The organism is Pseudoalteromonas sp. T1lg21 (genome assembly GCF_002964625.1).
Lineage (GTDB): Bacteria > Pseudomonadota > Gammaproteobacteria > Enterobacterales > Alteromonadaceae > Pseudoalteromonas > Pseudoalteromonas gelatinilytica.
In genome coordinates, this window is record NZ_PQBX01000039.1 from 242,997 (window position 1) to 262,989 (window position 19,993).

Consider the following 19,993-nt stretch of genomic DNA (forward strand, 5'->3'; position numbering starts at 1 on the left):
TCGGCGTTTTCATTTTAGTTAAGTAATATATACATAACCTTATAGCGATTTAACACCCATGTTGTATAGGGTAAAGCCATAAATATCAGCGTATTGATCGATGATCTTACTTGTAGGTGTTCCTGCACCGTGACCAGCATTTGTTTCAATGCGAATCAGATACGGGTTTTGTTTTGCACCTTTTTCTTGCAGCTCGGCTGCAAACTTAAATGAATGCGCAGGCACAACACGGTCATCATGATCCCCAGTTGTCACTAAGGTTGCTGGATAACTAACACCCGCTTTAACATTGTGCACAGGTGAGTAGCCTTTTAAGTAATCGAACATTTCTTTACTTTGTTCACTGGTGCCGTAGTCATACGCCCAACCAGCACCCGCTGTAAAGGTGTGGTAACGCAGCATATCTAAAACACCAACAGCAGGAAGCGCTACTTTAAATAGCTCAGGGCGCTGTGTCATAACCGCACCAACTAATAAGCCACCATTTGAACCGCCACGTACCGCTAGGTAATCAGGTGAGCTGTATTGTTTTTCATTTAAGTACTCAGCTGCAGCAATAAAGTCATCAAAAACATTTTGCTTTTTAAGCTGCGTACCATTTACATGCCACGCTTTACCGTACTCGCCACCACCACGAATATTAGCAACAGCATACACGCCACCGTGCTCTAGCCAAGCCGCAATTGTAGGGCTATAGCTTGGGGTTAAGCTTACGTTAAAGCCACCATAGCCATATAAAATAGTCGGATTTTTACCGTTAAGCTCAGTGCCTTTTTTGTACGAAATAATCATTGGAACTTTGGTGCCATCTTTTGATGTATAGAAGACTTGTTCAGAGATATATTCCTCGCTATTAAATTTAGCGCCCGACTTGCGATACACATCAGACTTTCCTGACTCAACATCAAACGAGTAGGTATTGCCTGGTGTAGTGTAATTCGTAAATGAGTAATACAGTGTTTGTGCATCGTGCTTACCACTAAAGCCATATGCAGTACCTACACCTGGCAGGCTGATGTCACGCACCAATTTACCCGATTTATCATATTGTTTTACTTGCGAAATCGCATCAACCATATACTTAGCAAAGAAGTAGTCACCGCCTTTCGAAATGCTAAGTACATTGTCAGTTTCAGGGATTAAATCTTGCCAATTTTCTGGGCTAGGATCAGCAGCATCCACTGTTACTACACGCATATTGGGTGCGTTTAAGTTAGTCACCAAATACAGTTTCGAGCCGTCATTATCAATAATTGAGGTATCTGAGTCAGTGTTATCTAAAATCGTCACTAACGTGCTGTCAGGCTTAGTTAAATCTTTGATAAACAGTTTATTACCTGAAGTTGAAGTACTTGCAGCGATAATTAGATAACGATTATCACGGGTCACCTCAGCACCAATATAACGATGTTTCTGTGCCTCTGTGCCGCCATAAATTAATTGGTCGTCAGCTTGTGCTGTACCTAACTTATGGTAGTAAACTTTATGTTGATCTGTTTTTGCAGACAGCTCACTGCCCTTTGGCTTATCGTAGCTCGAATAATAGAATCCTTCGTTGCCAAGCCAAGAGATACCACTGAATTTTACATCGACTAATGCTTCTTCAATCGGCTGTTTAGTCGCAGTATCAATAATGATAATTTTACGCCAGTCACTGCCGCCTTCAGAGATTTGGTAAGCCGCTAAAGTGCCGTCTTCAGTAAATGTTAAACCCGACATTGAAGTTGTGCCGTCACTACTGAACGTATTTGGATCTAAAAACACTTCAGCTTCTGAGTCGCCTTTTTTACGATAAACCACATACTGATTTTGCAGACCATCGTTTTTATAAAAGTAGGTGTACTCACCCTCTTTAAACGGCGCTGTCACTTTTTCGTAGTTCATCAGCTTTTCGAGCGTGGTTTTAAGCTCATCGCGATAAGGAATATTTTTTAGATAAGAAAACGTAACGTCATTTTCGGCTTTCACCCATTGTGCGGTTTCGTCGCTCATATCGTCTTCTAACCAACGATATGGGTCTGCTACTTGCTCACCGAAATATTCGTCAACAACATTGCCTTTTTTAGTTTCTGGATAATTCACAGCAGCTTTAACCTCTGCAGTTTTTACAGTTTGTTCTGTGTTTGTTGGGGTTGATTCACCACACCCCGCCAGTGCAACTACAATTGCACATGCAAGCGTTTTCTTGATCATAATAATTTTACTTTTTAGTTATTGTTAACAAATTGAAAGTAAAGTTAATACAAAAGAATGTCTAGCAATTTGCGGTTAAACACAGGGTCTGCTGTAAACCAATGTAAAAACAAAAAGCCACGTTATTACGTGGCTCTTTATAACGATGTAATCGCTCAGCAATTATACTTTTGTTAACCAGCCATGAGTATCTGCTGATTTACCCCATTGAATATCATTCAATGCTTGGCGTAATTTTGCGACTTTGTCACCCGGCTCACCCGACCCCACTTTAAACTCTTGGTCGTTATGAATAAGCGTGCCAACCGAGGTTAGTACCGCAGCGGTACCCGATAAGGCAGCTTCAGTACCCGGCTTAGCAGCTCTTTCAAGCAACTCAGACACAGTAAAGTTACGCTCAGATACAGTCATACCTAAATCTTTCGCAATCGTTAAAATACTATTACGCGTCACACCGTGTAAGAATGTGCTATCAAGTGCTTTTGTGATGATTTCATCACCATCAATTAGAATGAAGTTTGCAGCACCCGTTTCTTGTACATCGCCACCTGGGCAGAATAAGATTTGATCTGCTTGATGTTCAGAGCGAGCCTGTAAAATTGGGCCTAATGCACTTGCGTAGTTACCACCACTTTTAACCATACCCATGTGAGGTGCACAGCGCATACCATCTTCTTCAAGTAATACACGTAGTGCTGTAGCACCACCAGCAAAGTAATCACCCACTGGCGAAAGTAATACATACAGTAGTGAACTCATTGACGGTGCAGCCGCTTTACCAATAGCCGCTTCTGTACCAATGTGCGTAGGACGAATATACATAGACCCCGGTGGTGCGGGTGTTTCGTCTGCGTACTCTTTAACAATGTCTTTGATCATTTGCTCAAGCATGCTTTCGTCAAAGTCAGGTAAGTTAAGTAACTTAGAGCTTTGTTTCATACGCGCAATGTTAGCATCCATACGAAAGATATAGACCGAGCCATCTTCGTGACGAAAAGCTTTTAATCCTTCAAAACAGGTGCTTGAGTAATGTAATACGTGAGCACCCGCATGTAATTCGATTTTATCAGATGGGACCAGCGCGCTTTCACTCCATGAGTTATCAGCAAAACGTGCTTGGATCATTTGTGGCATAAATACAGTACCAAATGCGGCCATTGTTGTTCTCTCTTGTTTGGACTACTTTTACCCCATTGTATGCTAATCCATCCCCGTTTAACCATAGCAAACTAGTGCCTTTTATCGATTAAAGTGATAATAATCCGACCATTTGGTACAAAAAATGCGCAACTCAAGTTGCGCATTGTTTACTGAGAATCATTCACTAACAAATGATAATTAATTATCTGTAGTTCATTTTTGCTGTGAGGCGATTAAAAAAGCCCGGGAAAAAACGCTTAATAGTTGGTGCTAAACCACTTATCCCTTCACCTATAACAACTTCATCTTTCTCGGCTTCAATGGCTTTAATCATTTTTGCAGCGGCTTTTGCCACATCCATGCCGTTTTCGATTGATTGTTCTGGTTTATTTTGCGGCTTACCTTGGCCATCTAACGAATTATGCGCAATGGCTGTTTTAATTGAACCCGGGCAAATAGTCAGGCAATTCACATTTTTATCGGCTAATTCTGCTCTTAAGCAATCCATAAAGCCAACAACCGCATATTTAGAGCCCGAATAACCAGTTCTGAACTTTGAACCGACTTTACCCGCCACACTGCTAATTGAGACCACCATGCCCATACCTTGCTTCACCATCTGGGGTACGACCGCCTTAGTTAAAGCAATTAAACCAAAGTAGTTTACTTCCATCAGTTGGCGATACACAGTGAATTCATTTTCTAAAAATAAACTGCGCTGCGACACTCCACCGTTATTGATAAGCACATCAATGTGGCCAATTCGCTCAATCACTGCGGGCATATCTTCAAGTAAGGCTTCAGGTTTCGCCAAATCTAGGGCAACCACGTGATGATTGCCACCGAGCCGTTTATTCAGCTTATTGAGCTTATCTTCATTGCGGGCAGACAGTATTAGCGTTGCCCCTTTAGCTGCTAGTTGCTCACAAAGTGCCTCACCAATCCCAGAAGATGCCCCTGTAACCCAAACTGTTTTGCCATTTAATTGCATGTGTGTTCCTTATTATTGTTGTTATGCTTTGTTAGGCCCTGCATGTTGTTCAATATGATCAGCAATATCTTTATAAAAACCAAGCATAATCAAGAACTCTGCTAATACAAATAAAGGCCCTATTACCAAACCAATTAAATCGTCAACAAAGGCTGGCTTTTTACCTTCAAAATAATGGCCAATAAACTGAAACACCCAACCCACCACGAAACTGCCAATACTCACGGCGAGCCATAATTCTATTGAAAGCGACACCACAGGCTCAGCAGCAATGCTTAACGCACTTAAGCATACAGCCATAATTAACCCCATAGATAAGCTAAGCATTAAGTAATAAAGACAAGTGAATACAATCACCACGGTTGCCAAGGAGATAACAGCAGGCTCTGAGATAAGCGTGACGCGTTGCAATAAACAAATAATCGCAAACACAATTAATGGAATGCCAATAAAGTGAGTGTAAATATTGCGTTTAGAACGGTGATAAAGGGCGTAATTTGTCAGTTGTTGTTTTAATGTTTTCATTATTTTTCCTGCCAAAACTGTGTTCAAAACTCAGATTAGCAGATAATTCACCGTCAAGAATGTCAACTATCCGACATTTACAGTAGCTAGCTTAAACTCACACATTAAACCAGCGCATCAATAACTTTGCCTTTTTCAGCTTCTGGCCGCATATCCATGCGTTCGCGTCCTTTTTGATACTCTTCATCAAGCATCGCTTGCAGCTCATTCATTTTTTCTTGCAGTGCTTTGGTGTCGGCACCTTGTTGCTGCATTTGTTCGGCAAGTTTTTCTATTTGCGCTTTTATTTCGTCAATTTTCTCTTTATCAACCCCGAGTCGCTGATAAACCAAGGCTTCTTGCGCCTGTGCTAAAAAAGAACTGGGCTCAGACTGCTTTTGTAAAAGTTGGTGTGCTGAAGATGCAGGCGAATGCATGGCCTTCACATCATCGATGAGAGTTGTTTGCGACAACTTAGCAGCAGCCGAAGCGTGATAAGGGTTATATTGATTATGAAATGTAATTGCCACAAGTTGTCTTCCATTTAAGCTTGATTACAACTTTGTAGCAATTTTAGTTCCAAACTAGCATTGAGATTGCAATTTATCGATATCAACAATTTCAATCGATTGATATTTAAGATTAATAATTGAATCAGCTTGCAGAGATTGTAATATTTGATTAATGGTTTGCCGTGTTAAATAGGTCATATCGGCAAGTTGTTGCTGGGTAAGCGGCAAACAGCTTTGGTGTGACGATTGATAAAGCATGCATAACCGCTTACTCACCTTTTGCTTTGCTGTAAGGAGTGCGTGATCTTCTAATGAGTCAAACAGGTTTCGCACTTTATTGGTAAGCAGCAGCCCAAAGTCATGCCAATAATCGGGATGTTCTTGTAATAACTGTCTTAATGCCCGCTCAGGAACGTGTAAAAGCCGTACTGCAGTTTGAGCATACACATCGTGGGTGCGCTTACCGCCATCAAACAGAGCCACTTCACCAAACCACATTGCACTGGTTACAAAACTGAGCACCGCTTCTTTGCCTTGGCTATTAACCCCAGAAACTCTAAGCACGCCATTAATAACACAATACAGACCGGTATTTTCATCACCACGCAAAAACAATGCATCCCCCGCATTTAAGGTGATTAATTTAGCATTTTTTACTAGCTTGTCCCTAAATATTTGTGTGCGATTTTTAAACCATTTGTCTTGGTTAATTACCGAAAGGTCTTGTTCATTCAAGTGTTTATCCTTTACATTGGAGTAGTGTGCATATATCCAAGCCATCTCAAAATGCAGAATTCAGCGTTTCACAGGTTGTTTGGATATCCAAATAATAAAAGGATACGGGATGTTAAACAAACTACTTTCGACCAGCCTACTTCTCAGTGCTATTTCTACCCCTGCATTTGCGAGTGATATTAATTCTGAACTTAAATCTGCAAATAAAAGTGTCAGCGAAAAAGTCATTAAATGGCGCCGTCATTTGCATCAAAACCCAGAGCTTAGTAACCGTGAGTTTGAAACAGCTAAATACGTGGCTAAGCATTTACGTTCTCTAGGCCTTGAGGTTCAAACAGGTGTGGCACATACCGGTGTAGTTGCCAAACTTAAGGGGGGCAAAAAAGGTCCGCTTATTGCGCTACGTGCTGATATGGATGCATTACCTGTTAAAGAGCAAGTAGACTTACCTTTCGCGTCAACTCAAACAACAGAGTACAAAGGCAATACCGTTGGCGTAATGCATGCCTGTGGTCATGATAACCATGTGGCTATTTTAATGGCAGCCGCTGAGTCTTTAGTAAAAATTAAAGACCAACTAGCGGGTGATATTTTGTTTGTCTTCCAACCTGCTGAAGAAGGTGCACCAGATGGCGAAGAAGGCGGTGCAGAGCTTATGCTTAAAGAAGGCTTATTTAAAGAAAAGCCAGAAGCCGTATTTGGTTTACACGTAACCAGCTCTCTTAATACCGGACAAATTGGTTTTCGTGAAGGGCCACTAATGGCCAGCGCCGACAAATTTACTATCACAGTAAAAGGTCGCCAAACTCACGGTTCTCGCCCTTGGAATGGGGTTGACCCAATTGTAGCGTCATCACAAATTATTATGGCAACACAAACCATCGCTTCTCGCCAAGTTGATGTGACCAAAGCGCCTTCTGTGGTTTCATTTGGTGCCATTAATGGCGGTGTGCGTAACAACATCATTCCTGATCAAGTTGAAATGGTGGGCACAATTCGTACCTTTGACCAAGAAATGCGTGCTGACATAAAAAAACGTTTAGCTAAAACCGCTGAGATGGTAGCTGAATCAGGTGGCGCAGAAGCACATGTTCACATTGACCATGGTTACCCAGTAACAGTGAACGATGTTGAATTAACCAAGAAAATGACACCAACACTTGCTGGTGTAGTTGGTAAAGAAAACCTGATCACAACGCCACTTATCACAGGTGCCGAAGACTTTAGTTACTACGCCTTAGAAACACCAGGCATGTTCTTTTTCTTAGGTGTCACACCAAAAGGTCAAGATGCAGTCACAGCACCAAGTAACCATTCACCACACTTTTTTGCAGACGAAAAAGCTTTACAGCTTGGCGTAAATGCAATGACGCAATTAGTGGTTGATTACCTTAAATAAGCGTATTGATATAATCACTATTCCCTACTGGCGGGTGACATCATTACCCGCCTTATTTTCTTAGCTGTTCAGCATCAATAAAGCTCATTTTGCTAGGGTTAACTTACTAACTGGTAAGGAAGCCCCATGACATCAGAATACTTTCATTTTTTAAGCATTATCGGTGTAGCGTTTTTTGCTATTTCTGGCACTTTGCTGGGCCATGAAAAAAGTGTCGGTGGTTTTGGTGTGGTAGTCGTTGCCACAGTCACCGCCTTGGGTGGTGGCACACTTCGAGACATATTACTTAACAAACCGGTATTTTGGATAGCTCAGCCCGATTATTTGTACGCAACTTACATAGCCATATTCGCGTCTATTCTATCAATTCGTCACTTACCCGATTTAAGTAACACCACCATGCTATTAATGGATGCCGTAGGAATGGCTATTTTCAACATTATTGGTATCGAAAAGGCACTAATTGGCGGCGCAGATATGATTGTTGCCATCACCATGGGTATGACCACGGGTATTTTTGGCGGCCTGATGCGTGATGTGATCTGTCGAGAAGTGCCTTTAGTAATGGGCGAAGAACTCTATTCAACCGCTTGCTTATCTGGCGGGTTAACTTACGCGGCTTTATTCACCCTTGAGGTCAGTTATATTTGGTGCATTATTGGCGCATTTACGGTGACGGTATGTTTACGATTAGGTGCCATACACTTTGGCTGGCAACCTAATCTGTTTCGTAAAAGCAGCTTTAAACGCTCTTAGCAGGTCATATAAATACAGCCATCCAGTGGCATGTCAGCGGGGTACTGGGTTTGTATAAACCCCATTTTTTCATAAGCTGTTTTAGCAAGGGTATTATGGGTATACACAAACAACGACAAGCTATCACACTGCAATTGCTGTTTGCCCTGCTCTCCTAGTAAATTTATCAACACTTTCGCAAGACCTTTGCCTCGCTCACTTGGCGCGATAACTAGCCGTCCTAAATGGCAACGACCTTCACGTAGATAATATTGACCAAACCCTAACATCTGGCTTTCGTCATTAACCAACGCGCAGGAATTCAGCGCATCTAGGTTTAAATCGTTTTTAAAGCTTTGCTTATCAAATGGGTAATTAAAAAATGGCCCAGACCAAATACGCAGTTCGGCCTCTGTGTTAAACCAACCCATTAACTCGTTGAGTTGATCACTCGTTACTTTAACTAGCTTCATGTTTTAACCTATCGTATAAACCCGATGCACGAGTAACAGATTTATTCATTGCCATAAGCAATACATTTTTATCTGCCACCAGCTCAAATGTGGTTTTCGCGCGGGTGATACCCGTGTAAACCAATTGCCTGTTAATGCCCTGATTAGCCTGTTTTATTGGCGGTAAAATCATTGCGGTATAAGCAAATTCAGAGCCTTGCGACTTATGAATTGTCATAGCATACACTTTGTCGTGAGCAGGTAAACGGGCGGGCGAAAAGGCGCGAATATTTTCTTGTTCATCAACAAACATGGCTTTTAACTGACCTTGCTCATCGTGCATTAAAATACCTATGTCGCCATTAAACAGTTTTAGCTGGTAGTCGTTTTGGCTGATCATAATTGGCATACCCACGTAATGCCTTTGATATGGCGAGATTAAACCTTGTTGAGCCAGTGCTTTTTCAATACGCTGATTAAGGCTATTTACACCGTAATCGCCCTCTCTGACTGCAGCCAGTAACTGATAATGAGCAAATGCTTTATGCACATTGGCAACACTTGCCCCTTGCTGGATAAGCTGCAAATAATCGTGATATTGCAACGCCGCTTGTTGCACAAATTGCTCAATCGGTTTACTGATCACGCTGTAATTAAGTTTAAGGTCTTTAAAGCCACCTTGATTAATCGTTTGCTCAACATAGCCCAGTAAGCCACTGTTATTGGTATTTACAGCTTGTGCTAATTGACCAATGCCGCTGCTACCATCAAAACGATAACTTTGCTGTAAAAACGCAATACAATCGTTAAGTACAAAATGACTGCTCGCCGCAGGTATCTCGCTCTGATTATTAAAACAAACGCGATTAAGCTGCGCTGCTCTTTCACTACTGTAATCCGGCATTTTGCCAAGCTCTAGCCCTTGGCATAGGTCGCTAAGAATACTGCCCGTATCAACCGAGGCTAATTGGTCTTTATCACCCAGTAAAATAAGCCTAGCATGGCTCGGTAATGCCTCGATTAGTTTTGCCATAAGCGACAAATCAACCATCGACGCCTCATCAATGATCAGTACATCTAAATGCAGTGGGTTACGCTTGTTATGGCGAAACTTATTGGTATGCGGAATAACGCCCAGTAAACGGTGAATCGTTTGCGCGCTGTCAGGAATAAGTGGCGCGATATTATCAGGGATCATACTAAGCTTTTGTTTTGCCCCTAAAATCGACTCGGTTAAACGCGCTGCCGCTTTACCTGTAGGTGCAACCAGCTTTATTGTTAGCGGTGCACTGGCATACAAAGATTGTAATATGGCTAGTAGCTTAGTTACTGTAGTGGTTTTACCGGTACCCGGGCCGCCAGTGATCACACTAAAGCCTTTTGTTGCTGCAATCGCACAAGCTACTTTTTGCCAGTTTAATGTTTTAATAGGATCGCTTGGGTTGGGTGCATGTTCACTGCTAGGAAAATACACCTCAAGTAGTGCTGTTAATGCGGCTTCATCAAGGGTGAGTTCTTTCGTTGCTAAATGATGTAAACGCGAAGCCAGTGTGGTTTCGTACTCTGCCAATCGAGCAAAATAAAGTTTATTCGCAAACAATAGCAGTGGTTTGTCGTTCCCTACACACTCAGCATTCATTAGTTTATTAACGGCCTCATTAAGGCCAAATTCTGTCGCAAACGGGGTTAAAACCTCAGGGGCTGCGATGCTGGCATCAGCTAAACTTTGCTGTTTAATTTCAAACGGATTTTGCCAGTTTATATTCACGAGCTCTAAACAACTGTGCTGACTTTGCTGTGCTGCCGCAAGCAATAAAATCAGGTAAAAAACCTCACTGTGCGCTGCTTCGTTATTCTCTATCAGTGTTTGTGAACCGGTTACTGTTTCTATGCCAGTCAATAGCTCAGCGAGTTTCACATCAACTAAGCGAATACGTTTCGCCTCAAGTAAATAACTCAGTAACGGCTGTGTTTTAAGTTCTGTGGCAGGCAACACTGAATCGCTTTGGCCATGTTGTTCTGGTTGATTATTCATTGGCTCGTTTGGCTCATGTTCATCAAAGCCGAATGTCAGTTGACTCATAGCATGGCTCCTTGTGCGAATAAGCTATCCAGCTCAGTTATCTGCTGTTTTGTTAACTGATTAAAATACACCCCTTGCCCTTCGCTCATACCACGTAAGAAGGTGTAGTAAACACCCCCTAAATGCGTATCGCTATCGTAATCTTGAATACGTTGTTTTAATAAACGGTGCAGTGCCACGGTATAAATTAAATACTGCAAATGATACTGATGACTGGTCATGGCCTGTTCTAGTTGCTCATGGTGGTAATCAGCCGCACTGTTACCTAAAAAGTTCGATTTATAATCAAGAATATAATACTTACCTTGCCAGCAAAATATTAAATCGATAAAGCCTTTTAGTAAGCCTTGTACCTCACTAAAATCAAGCTGCCCGGGTAAGTTAAAGTGTTTTACTAACACTTGGTTAAGCTTATCGCTTGAGAGCGATAACAGCGGTAAGTTAAATTCCATTTCAACCAAACAGGTATCGGGCTCAAGTACTGATAAACTAAGCCCTTTATCGTTTAATGGGCAATTCAGTGCTGCAAGGATCCACTGCTCGGTCATTTCCTGCCAGCTATCATCAATATGGTATTTTTCGAATAACGTTTTGATCACTTTATCTAGTGCGTGGTCGTCTTGCTCGCTGGCTGGGCGCGTTAACGCATAAGGGTCGGTAAAGTCTAATTGCTCAAATATTTCATGCAAACAACTACCCGGCTTTGCCCCTTTAGGGAAGCTGTAAGGTGTTAAAGCATTGGCATTTTGGGCTAAAAACTCATCTTTTTCGTGGTCTTCATCACTGCGGCCAAGCTCAATATGATCAGTATGCTTTTTCAGCGTTAAGCTACTAAAGCTGGTTGAGCGCCAATCACGCTGAATGTCTGCTTTAACAGTATTAACTTGATAGGCTTGCTCACTGTCAGCACCAGCAAATGTTAACTTTTCAAGCTCATCTGCTTGGCTAAACGCCTCATAGTGCATGTGCGCAGAGCCTTCACAAAATTGTTGTAACAACGCGCGCCATTCATCGCCCGATTTAATCTCTAACCCTGCAAATAATACGTGGCCAATGCTGGTACTTTGAATTCCAGGGCGAGCACTGCGACCTTGCGAAATGTTATACATACCCACAGAACAAAAATGCACGGCACGAGTCAATGCCACATAGAGCAAGCGTAAATCTTCAGCCAAGCGCTCTTGCTCTGCTTTTTGCATTGCATCGTCACTTTTAGCAAGGTCATAAATCAGCTTACCGTCTTTATGGTAAAGGGCTTCTTTGCTTTCGCGATAACCACAGGCAAACGGCATGAATACAATCGGGTACTCTAAGCCTTTTGAGGCGTGCATGGTGACAATTTTCACCAAATTAGCATCGCTTTCTAGGCGTACTTGCACCGCTTCACCATCTTGTTGACTAACTTTTTGCGCAAACCAACGCAACAATCGATGGGTTCCCTCAAGCTCAATTTGCTTTTGCTGTAATATTTCCCCTAAATGGCGGAAATCGGTGAGCCAGCGCTCAACGTTGTAACCTAAGCCCTGCCAACGTGCTGCGAGCTGATTATGGCTTAATAAACGCTCGAGCATCGCCATAGCGCCCTGTTTATGCCAAATGTGAGCAAGCTGAGCAAAAAAGTTTAAATGCTCTTGCCATGCACTTTCATTTTCGTGAAGCTCATAAATGCGGTTGTAGCTTAAGCAAAACAATGGCCCAGCAAGCACACCACGCAGTAATGATTCATCATACTGTCCATGCAATGCCGTTAAAAAGTTCAGTAAATGATGACTAAGCTCTTGGTTAAAAACACTATCTCGCGATAAATACACACTGGCAATGGCGGCTTCTGACAGTGCAGTTTTCATCAACTGTGCTTCGTTTCTGTCACGCACTAATACACAGATATCGGCGGCGGTGAGAGGCTTTCCTGCAATGGTTGCATTGCCTGCATTAGCTTGCTTTAGTAGCTCAGTAATTTTTTTCGTATACTGCAAAGCCAATGCTTGTTGAGCCACCCCTTTGCTGGTTGGCTTGTTGTTCGCTTCGGCGTATTCATCAACAAAAACCGAAAATTCAAACGCACTTGGCATTTCACCGTTTATTAAAAACGCTTTGTCTTGCTGTTTTCCTTTGGCATTAACCTTTTGAAATGGGATTGCATCGTTGTAAATAAAGCTATTAGCATTTTTAGCAAATAAACGGTTTACGCTATCAACAACCCCTTCACTTGAGCGGTAGTTGGTATCTAGGGTGTATTGCTTGTCATCTGAAACGGCTTGTTTTGCGCCAATATAAGTAAAAATATCTGCACCACGGAAACCATAAATAGCCTGTTTTGGGTCGCCTATCATGGCAAGCGTGGTGTTTTTAATGTCATAAATGCGGCTAAAAATACCATATTGAACTGGGTCGGTATCTTGGAATTCGTCAATCATGGCAACCGGAAACAAAGCGGCAATTTTTTCACTTAATGCTTGGCCTTGCTCACTTAAAAGCGCCTGGTGCAAGTTACTCAGTAAATCATCTGGAGTAATAACGCCTTGCTCTTGCTTGCGTTTAGCTAATGCACTTGCCACCCATTTAGCAGCATATTGCACTATCGCAATATTCAATCCGTTATTGATAAGGCTACTCAGTTCAGCCATTTCATCAAACCGAGCCAGCATTGCATGACTGAGTAAGCGGCCGTTTTTCTTATAATTTGCAGGGTCGCTTAAATTCTCTGTACTCCACACTTCAAACGAGTATTTACTGGTACCAAATACAAAAAACAACTCGTCATTGCTTAAGTATTCTTCAAGCGCTGCAAGGCTGTTTTTTCGACCTGGGGTTTTTGAACCACTTAAATCAGATGCTTTTACAGCATTAATAAATTCACTCTTACGGCACGCCGTTTTAAATGCCGGTACTTTTGCCACAAAGTTGTCGCGTGCTTGCCATATATCGTCAAGGTCGTACTCAGGGGTAATTGTTGCCCCTTGTTTATTGAGTAAACTCACTACCTGTGAATACAGTGACGCCGGCACGGGGAAAATATCGGTAATTGCTTGCGTGCGCTCTTTTGATTGTGGGTAAACAAAGGCACGCCAAAAGTCATTAAGGGTTTCTTGAATAAGCTCACGCTCATCTAAAATAAACTCTAAGTTAAACGCCACGCCGGATTCAAAAGCATGTTGTTTCAGCATTCGCTGACAAAAGCCATGAATGGTGAATATAGCGGCTTCATCCATCGACTTTGCCGCAGCGTCTAGCAAATCAAATGCGGCGTGTTTGTCAGTCACCTCGTTAATCACTTGCTCAATCAGCTCATCATCGGGCTTTTTACCAAGCAGTGCATCTCTGGCATTGATTATACGCGCCCGCACACGGTCTTTAATTTCTTGGGTTGCAGCCTCAGTGAAGGTCACCACCAGTATTTGCTCAACACTCAGCGGCGTATTTAATGCTTCATCTTCACCGGTCGCTTTTTGTAAGCCCAACAAATACCGTAAATACAAACCTGTGATGGTGTAGGTTTTACCCGTACCGGCACTGGCTTCAATAAGGCTTTGCCCACACAGCGCCATACTCATTGGATTAAGCGTTTGCATGATCGGCCTCCTGTGCTAATTCAACTAGTGGCGATAACAGCAGCTCGCTCCATTTTATAAACTCTTCTTCACAGTCTTTGAGGCTTTTTATGGTTAAGCGAATATACGGGTTTTCACCTTCACCTATGCCTATGTATTGCGGCGCGAATTTATTGTTTGCTTTAACCATGTCTTTATCTGTTTTTATGTACTCGTAACCACTGACCGGAAAAAACGCCACTGGACGAGTTAAAAGCGTTTCATAAAGCGAGAACCAATCGTTTAAATACTTGCGGGCATCGTCTTCTGACAAGGGTGAAAAACTAATTTGCTTGTCTAAGCCAAGAATGAGGGTTTCAACAGGTTGCCCCATTATTTGCGCCGCTAAATGATGTACAAAGCCACGAATTACATCTTTTGCTTTAATACTGGCGGTGCGATAAAACACCTGTTTTTGACCATAAATATGATTTAACCAACCTTCTAGTGTGGTGTTGGCTATTTTAATATTTACTTCAACGGGTAATGCTTCATCACCTTGAATATGCGCTTTCACTTGCCCTGCAAGCGCATCAACTCGGTGCTGCATACTTTCAAACACAAGGTCGCCAACATGGGCTTGTGGTAACTCACCGCGCTGCATTATTTGCGCTTTGTTAAGCGGTAACTCTTGAATGCTCGCTTCGAGAATTTCGTCAAGGTAAAAGTAGCGGCGTAATGCGTCTAAACTAAATGGCTCTTCATCTTTAGCAATATCGTTAAATTGCGGTAAGCGTAAACCCAAACTTTGCTGATAAAAGCTCTCGTGCGGCTGGCAAATACTGCGAATAAACTGAGTTAACTCAACACTGCTTTCTGGCTGAACACTGAGCGCTTGCTGTGGCTCAGGATTAACAGGTTGAGCTGGCATCCACACTGGGTTATAGCTGTGTAATTGTGTGGCTAGCGGTTTATTTGCTTTTTGCTCGTCATCTGTTTTCTCTGTTAGATAATAAGCTGGGTTAAATGGCTGTAAGTGCTGATAATTAATTAGCGCCTCTGGTAGCTTTAAGTGAGTGTCTTTGTCAGCAAATTCAAAACTACGGGCTATGTATTCCAAAAGCTCGCTCACTAAAGTTGAGGGCATTCTTGGTTGGTTATCAAAGCAAGAACGGCCAATATAACTGATGTATAAATTCTCACGAGCACTTAAAATCGCTTCTAAAAACAGGTAACGGTCATCAAGTTTGCGAGAGCGGTCGCCTTTTTGGCGTTTTGAGTAAGGAACTAAGTCAAAACCGATTGGCTGAACGGTACGCGGGTAATCTGCATCATTTAAACCTAGCATGCACACCACTTTAAATGGCACCGCACGCATTGGCATCAACGTACAAAAGTTAACTTGCCCCACTAAAAAGCGCTGCCCTACGCCTTTTTCTTGAATACCTTGTTTAACCAAGTAACTCACAATACGCTGCGAAACAGCTTGTTGGTAATCGCCATTATCATAATGCTTAATCAGTGTATCGAGCACTTTTTGCAGTACTAATAAATCCCAGCTTTGCTCGCCTTCATCGCTGTATATATCGCTTAATAATTCTTTGAGAATTTCTGCTTTTTCGTTAAGCGGTGCATCAGCTTGCAGCTTAGCTTTATATCGGGCCAGTACATCAATAAATTCAATGAGTTTATTTAAGGTATTCAGTGCCATACCTTCAACTTCATCGGCACTGTAAATCCCCGAGAAAGGCAGTAGTTCATCACGTTGTGCAACACCAAGTAACAAGCGGTTTAGGCCATGTTGCCAAGTGTTTAAATCTATTGCTGGTAAGCCAAAACTGTCTTTGTGGGCGGCATCTAAGCCCCATTTAACGCCAACGCGTTCAAGCCAAAAACCTATTTGCTCATACTCATGAGCTTCGAGGTTAAATTTTTCGGCAATTTGCGTGACTTGCAGTAAATCAAGAATGTCAGATACACCAAAGCGTGAGTATGGTAAATCAGCTAAACTAGCAAACGAACTAAGCACAGGTTTTTCTTGTTCTATGGCTAAATCGGCTAACGCATAAGGGATAAAGCGTCGCCCTTCTGCACCACCAAACACCGCCTCAATATACGGGCTGTATGTGCCAACATCCGGCATCATTACAATAATATCTTTCGGTGTTAGTGCTTTATTTTCATTGAATAAATTAAGCAAGTAATCATGTAGTCGTTCTACTTCACGAAGTGGCGTGTGACAATCGCTTAGCACAATACTGGTGTCATCAGTCTGAATCGGCAATTTGCCTTCGTCATTAATAAACCATTCTTTATCTGGTGTTAGTGATTCACCTTTAAAAGCTAACTGGTAAATTTCAGACTGAATTTGCGATAGCAAGCTTTGATCAAACTCGTTATCAAATCCGTCAAGCCACTGCGCGTCTAGTTGTAGTAACTGCTCAAAATAGTCTCGGCCTAATTTACCCCACGACGAGAGTAACGGGTTACCAATAAAAAAGTACTCGTGATCAGGGTTTTTCTCGCTGTCTTCAAGCGCTTGTAACTGCGGGCGTTTGGCATATTTAGCAGCAATCTTAGCTGCTGTTTTTTCATCGAGTGTGTCACCCCAGTAATGCTCACTGGGGTTGAAGAAAAACAAAAACACCTGCGTTTTTTTCGCAATGGCCTGAAACACTTCAAGCTGGCTACTCGCAATTGCAGAAATACCAAATAAGCTAATACGCTCGGGTAATTGGCTTGCGTCCATTTTTTCAAGGGCTGCAAGGAGTTTGTCTTGCATATTGGCGCGGTGATATTGGCTTTGCCCAAGTTCTTTACTGTGCGCCACCAGCTTGCGCCAAAGATCCGGTTGCCATGGCGCAATGCCTACATCAACATCATCAAGTTCATCGATGCCCTGCTCCCAAGTGGCAATCCAATTAGGGCGATACATTAAGTATTGGTCATAAACGTCGGCAATTTTCTCGCACAAGGCAAAGGTTTTTTGCCCTTCACTGTCACCCTCTAAATAGGTTTTAAGTGGTAAATACAGCGGCTCATCAATGCAGTTTGGTAAAATCGCAAACAGCTTCCAAGCAAGGTTAGCTTTGTTATACGGTGATTCACTGGGTACATCAGGCAATAATTGTTGGTAAAGCTGCCAAATAAAACTCGAAGGCAGCGGAAAATCGACCTGAGCGGCAATCCCTAAGTGTTCGCTTAAACCTATTTTTAGCCACTGCGACATACCCGGTGACTGCACGAGCACAATTTCTTTTTTAAAAGGGCTCGTTAGCGGATTAACTTTAAGAAGAGCGTGAAACCGCGCTTGCAGTGCTTCCATGCGATTTGATTGAATTATATTCAGCACTTTACACTGTCCTTGCTTGAAACTAACTAATTGACACAGTGTAAGATATTTTAATTAGATGGGATAGAGAGAAATACCCGCAAACAAGGCTTATTCCATGTTTGCGGGCATGAGCTGCGGGCATGTGTTAAAGATATGCGCAGCTGGCAATATTTACTGGTATGGGCTTATCGTCGATAACGCAAACTCGGTGTGCATGATCTCATCACCCTTAATACCTTTAAGCGCAATACGAATGGTAGGATCTGCTTTTTGCCAATCGATTGTTAAATCGCCGTAGTTAACTTCATGAGTGTAATCACCCACACGGTGTTTATTAGGGCTAACATCTTTCCACTTTTCTGTAAGCCCAGAACTAGTCATCTCATATAACGGGTAATCTAGGTTTTGTTGATATTTAGACAGCTCACCCCAGTGGGTATCGCCACTGACAATAATCACACCGTTTACTTTATGTTTTTTAATAAGCGCAAATAAGCGCTCACGATCAGCCGGATAATTAGCCCATGACTCCCAACCAGTAAAATCAGCTAATAGCTGCAAGCTTGAGGCAATGATTTTTATCTTTTCATCTGACTTAAGCTCTTGTTCAAGCCATTGCCATTGGCTTTCGCCAAGCATAGAGGCGTTTTTATCAGTTGTTGGGCTATAAGGCCCTTGTTTTGCAGGTTTTCGTTCAAGTTGATAGGTCATCGCCGATACGTGATTCAACGGTGTGCGATTAAAACGAAGATCAGGCATGATCACCTTTACTGTTTGCTCACCTTCACCGTACGTGTACGAAGTGTAAATACCATCTTCACGAGTTCTGCGAGCAGAATCCGCAGGCTCTTGCCAAAAGTCGAGCATGATTTTTCGTGATTGCTGTTTTTTGGGGTATTCGCTGCCAGCGTCGTTTTCGCCATAATCATGGTCATCCCACATGGCAATGATTGGCGTATTCGCACGTAATGTTTTAAAGCCCGGCTTTTGCCCTAAACGTTGGTATTTATCAGCAAGTACCGACATATCTTCGGTATCACCATAAATGTTATCGCCAAGGAACATAAATAAATCGGCTTGCTCTTTGTTGATGGCATCAAAAATCGGAATAGCCTTGTCTTGATGACCACATGAGCCAAACAAAATTTTACTTGGCGCGGCAATCGCACTCACACTACTAACCAGCATTAACCCAGATAAGGCGCTTTTAAACAAACTAAAAGTTAAACTCATTTTAAAATCTCCTTAATTGGCGCGACCATTTTCGGGTTAACTTGCTGACTGTTAACGCCTAAAATATTCAGCACAGTTGCCGCTACTTGCGCTTGTTTGAGCTCATTGCTTGGCTTAATTAAGCCTGTTGCTTTTATATCTGGGCCAATAGCTGCTAACCAAATATGCTCAGAGCCAACAATGCCGTTTGGAAAACGCTGCTTTCCTTGCTCTGAACGTGCCAAAGCACGCTTCGACTATGATGCTGCCAATCATCAGCATGACTGCCACGGCCATGATCGGTCGTGATGATCAATGTGGTATTGTCTTTATAGCCCGGTGTTTGTTGAATTGTTTGCCAAAGGTCACGGATAAACGCATCGCTTTGTTTAGCCGATTTTAAATAGGCATCGTATTTACCGTTATGAGCAAAGTCATCGGTTTCACCCAAGCTAATAACCAGCAAACGCGGCTGTTTATTTAATAAATATTGTTTGGCAAATCGGTAAGTAAAGCTGTCGAGGCGCACATTGTGCCAAGGGCTTGGGATCTCGCTTTGCATTTGGTTTAGCAGAGTCACTTCCTTTGACTTCACCGCATCAAAAGTTTCAAAGCCAGCATTAACAAACACTCCACTGCGCTCACGATTTACAATATAGGGAAACACATCCCAGCTACCAAAAAGCGCGGTTTTACCTTTAAACTCTGGCTGAGAATTTAAACTCTCTAAAATGGTTTTATTGGGGTTAGGCACTTTATCGTTACTATCGATATTTTCATCTACCATGCCGGTTAAAATTTCACTGTAACCTGGGTATGAGAAATACCACGGGTTGCTTACTGACATCAATGAGCCTTGCGTTCTATCGCCAATCAAAACGCCTTGTTTTGCCAATGTTTCGCTAAAAAATGGCATTAACGCTTGAGTTCGCTGTGCTTGGTCATCTCGCCAAAAAAGCGCCGTTAGTTCATCTGTATCTGCAACAAAATCAGTGTTATCGATTAGGTTTTTATCTGCACCAGAGAACACTTCTTGCCAGCGAAGCCCATCAAGAGTTACGAGCACAACATTGTCGGCAGCTTTACTGTTTAAGCTTAATAGTGATGCCGCTACAACCGCCGTGGCTAAAATTAATTTTTTCATATTTCACCTGTAAAAAAGCCCATCAACGA

12 protein-coding genes and 2 pseudogenes are annotated in these 19,993 nt (G+C 42.4%); 2 read left to right on the plus strand and 12 right to left on the minus strand.

The annotated features are described in order from the left end of the window. Positions 1 to 39: 39 nt before the first annotated feature. From C2M25_RS09035 to C2M25_RS09060, 6 genes and pseudogenes are all read right to left on the minus strand, one after another. A complete protein-coding gene (locus tag C2M25_RS09035; RefSeq protein WP_105180946.1) occupies positions 40 to 2,193 on the minus strand; it encodes a prolyl oligopeptidase family serine peptidase in 2,154 nt (717 codons plus the stop codon). Between the two features lie 162 nt (positions 2,194 to 2,355). Further along, positions 2,356 to 3,357, minus strand: a pseudogene (locus C2M25_RS09040) (branched-chain amino acid aminotransferase); the annotation flags it as partial. A gap of 178 nt (positions 3,358 to 3,535) precedes the next feature. After that, the gene (locus C2M25_RS09045) at positions 3,536 to 4,324 is read right to left on the minus strand and encodes an SDR family oxidoreductase (RefSeq protein WP_105180948.1); all 789 of its coding nucleotides are present in this window, start codon (positions 4,322 to 4,324) and stop codon (positions 3,536 to 3,538) included. A 21-nt stretch (positions 4,325 to 4,345) separates the two neighbouring features. Continuing rightward, on the minus strand, positions 4,346 to 4,849 hold the full coding sequence (locus tag C2M25_RS09050; protein ID WP_105174259.1) for an Mpo1 family 2-hydroxy fatty acid dioxygenase: 504 nt from the start codon (positions 4,847 to 4,849) through the stop codon (positions 4,346 to 4,348). A 104-nt stretch (positions 4,850 to 4,953) separates the two neighbouring features. Then, positions 4,954 to 5,358, minus strand: coding sequence for a hypothetical protein (locus C2M25_RS09055; RefSeq protein ID WP_105180949.1), 405 nt, complete (start codon positions 5,356 to 5,358; stop codon positions 4,954 to 4,956). Between the two features lie 54 nt (positions 5,359 to 5,412). Beyond that, positions 5,413 to 6,075, minus strand: a complete 663-nt coding sequence (locus C2M25_RS09060; RefSeq protein WP_234003548.1) for a Crp/Fnr family transcriptional regulator — start codon at positions 6,073 to 6,075, stop codon at positions 5,413 to 5,415. Between the two features lie 109 nt (positions 6,076 to 6,184). On the opposite strand from C2M25_RS09060, the gene C2M25_RS09065 reads away from it, so the two are divergent. Both C2M25_RS09065 and C2M25_RS09070 read left to right on the plus strand, forming a co-directional pair. Then, a complete protein-coding gene (locus C2M25_RS09065; RefSeq protein ID WP_105180951.1) occupies positions 6,185 to 7,474 on the plus strand; it encodes an amidohydrolase in 1,290 nt (429 codons plus the stop codon). A gap of 126 nt (positions 7,475 to 7,600) precedes the next feature. After that, positions 7,601 to 8,230: a trimeric intracellular cation channel family protein gene (locus tag C2M25_RS09070; RefSeq protein ID WP_063704772.1), complete on the plus strand. Its 630-nt coding sequence runs from the start codon at positions 7,601 to 7,603 to the stop codon at positions 8,228 to 8,230. Here C2M25_RS09070 and C2M25_RS09075 read toward each other — a convergent pair. From C2M25_RS09075 to C2M25_RS09100, 6 genes and pseudogenes are all read right to left on the minus strand, one after another. Continuing rightward, positions 8,227 to 8,682, minus strand: a complete 456-nt coding sequence (locus C2M25_RS09075; protein WP_105180952.1) for a GNAT family N-acetyltransferase — start codon at positions 8,680 to 8,682, stop codon at positions 8,227 to 8,229. The genes C2M25_RS09070 and C2M25_RS09075 overlap by 4 nt on opposite strands. Further along, positions 8,669 to 10,696, minus strand: a complete 2,028-nt coding sequence (gene recD / locus C2M25_RS09080) for an exodeoxyribonuclease V subunit alpha (protein ID WP_234003551.1) — start codon at positions 10,694 to 10,696, stop codon at positions 8,669 to 8,671. The genes C2M25_RS09075 and recD overlap by 14 nt, the downstream gene beginning before the upstream one ends. A gap of 44 nt (positions 10,697 to 10,740) precedes the next feature. Then, the gene (recB, locus tag C2M25_RS09085; RefSeq protein ID WP_105180954.1) at positions 10,741 to 14,316 is read right to left on the minus strand and encodes an exodeoxyribonuclease V subunit beta; all 3,576 of its coding nucleotides are present in this window, start codon (positions 14,314 to 14,316) and stop codon (positions 10,741 to 10,743) included. After that, entirely contained in the window at positions 14,303 to 17,626 is a 3,324-nt protein-coding gene (gene recC / locus C2M25_RS09090; RefSeq protein ID WP_105180955.1) for an exodeoxyribonuclease V subunit gamma, read from the minus strand. Before recC ends, recB begins: the two co-directional genes overlap by 14 nt. A 153-nt stretch (positions 17,627 to 17,779) precedes the next feature. Beyond that, a complete protein-coding gene (locus tag C2M25_RS09095; RefSeq protein ID WP_105180956.1) occupies positions 17,780 to 18,841 on the minus strand; it encodes an alkaline phosphatase D family protein in 1,062 nt (353 codons plus the stop codon). Beyond that, positions 18,838 to 19,964: pseudogene (locus tag C2M25_RS09100) on the minus strand (alkaline phosphatase family protein). The gene C2M25_RS09095 and the pseudogene C2M25_RS09100 overlap by 4 nt, the downstream one beginning before the upstream one ends. Positions 19,965 to 19,993: the final 29 nt, after the last annotated feature.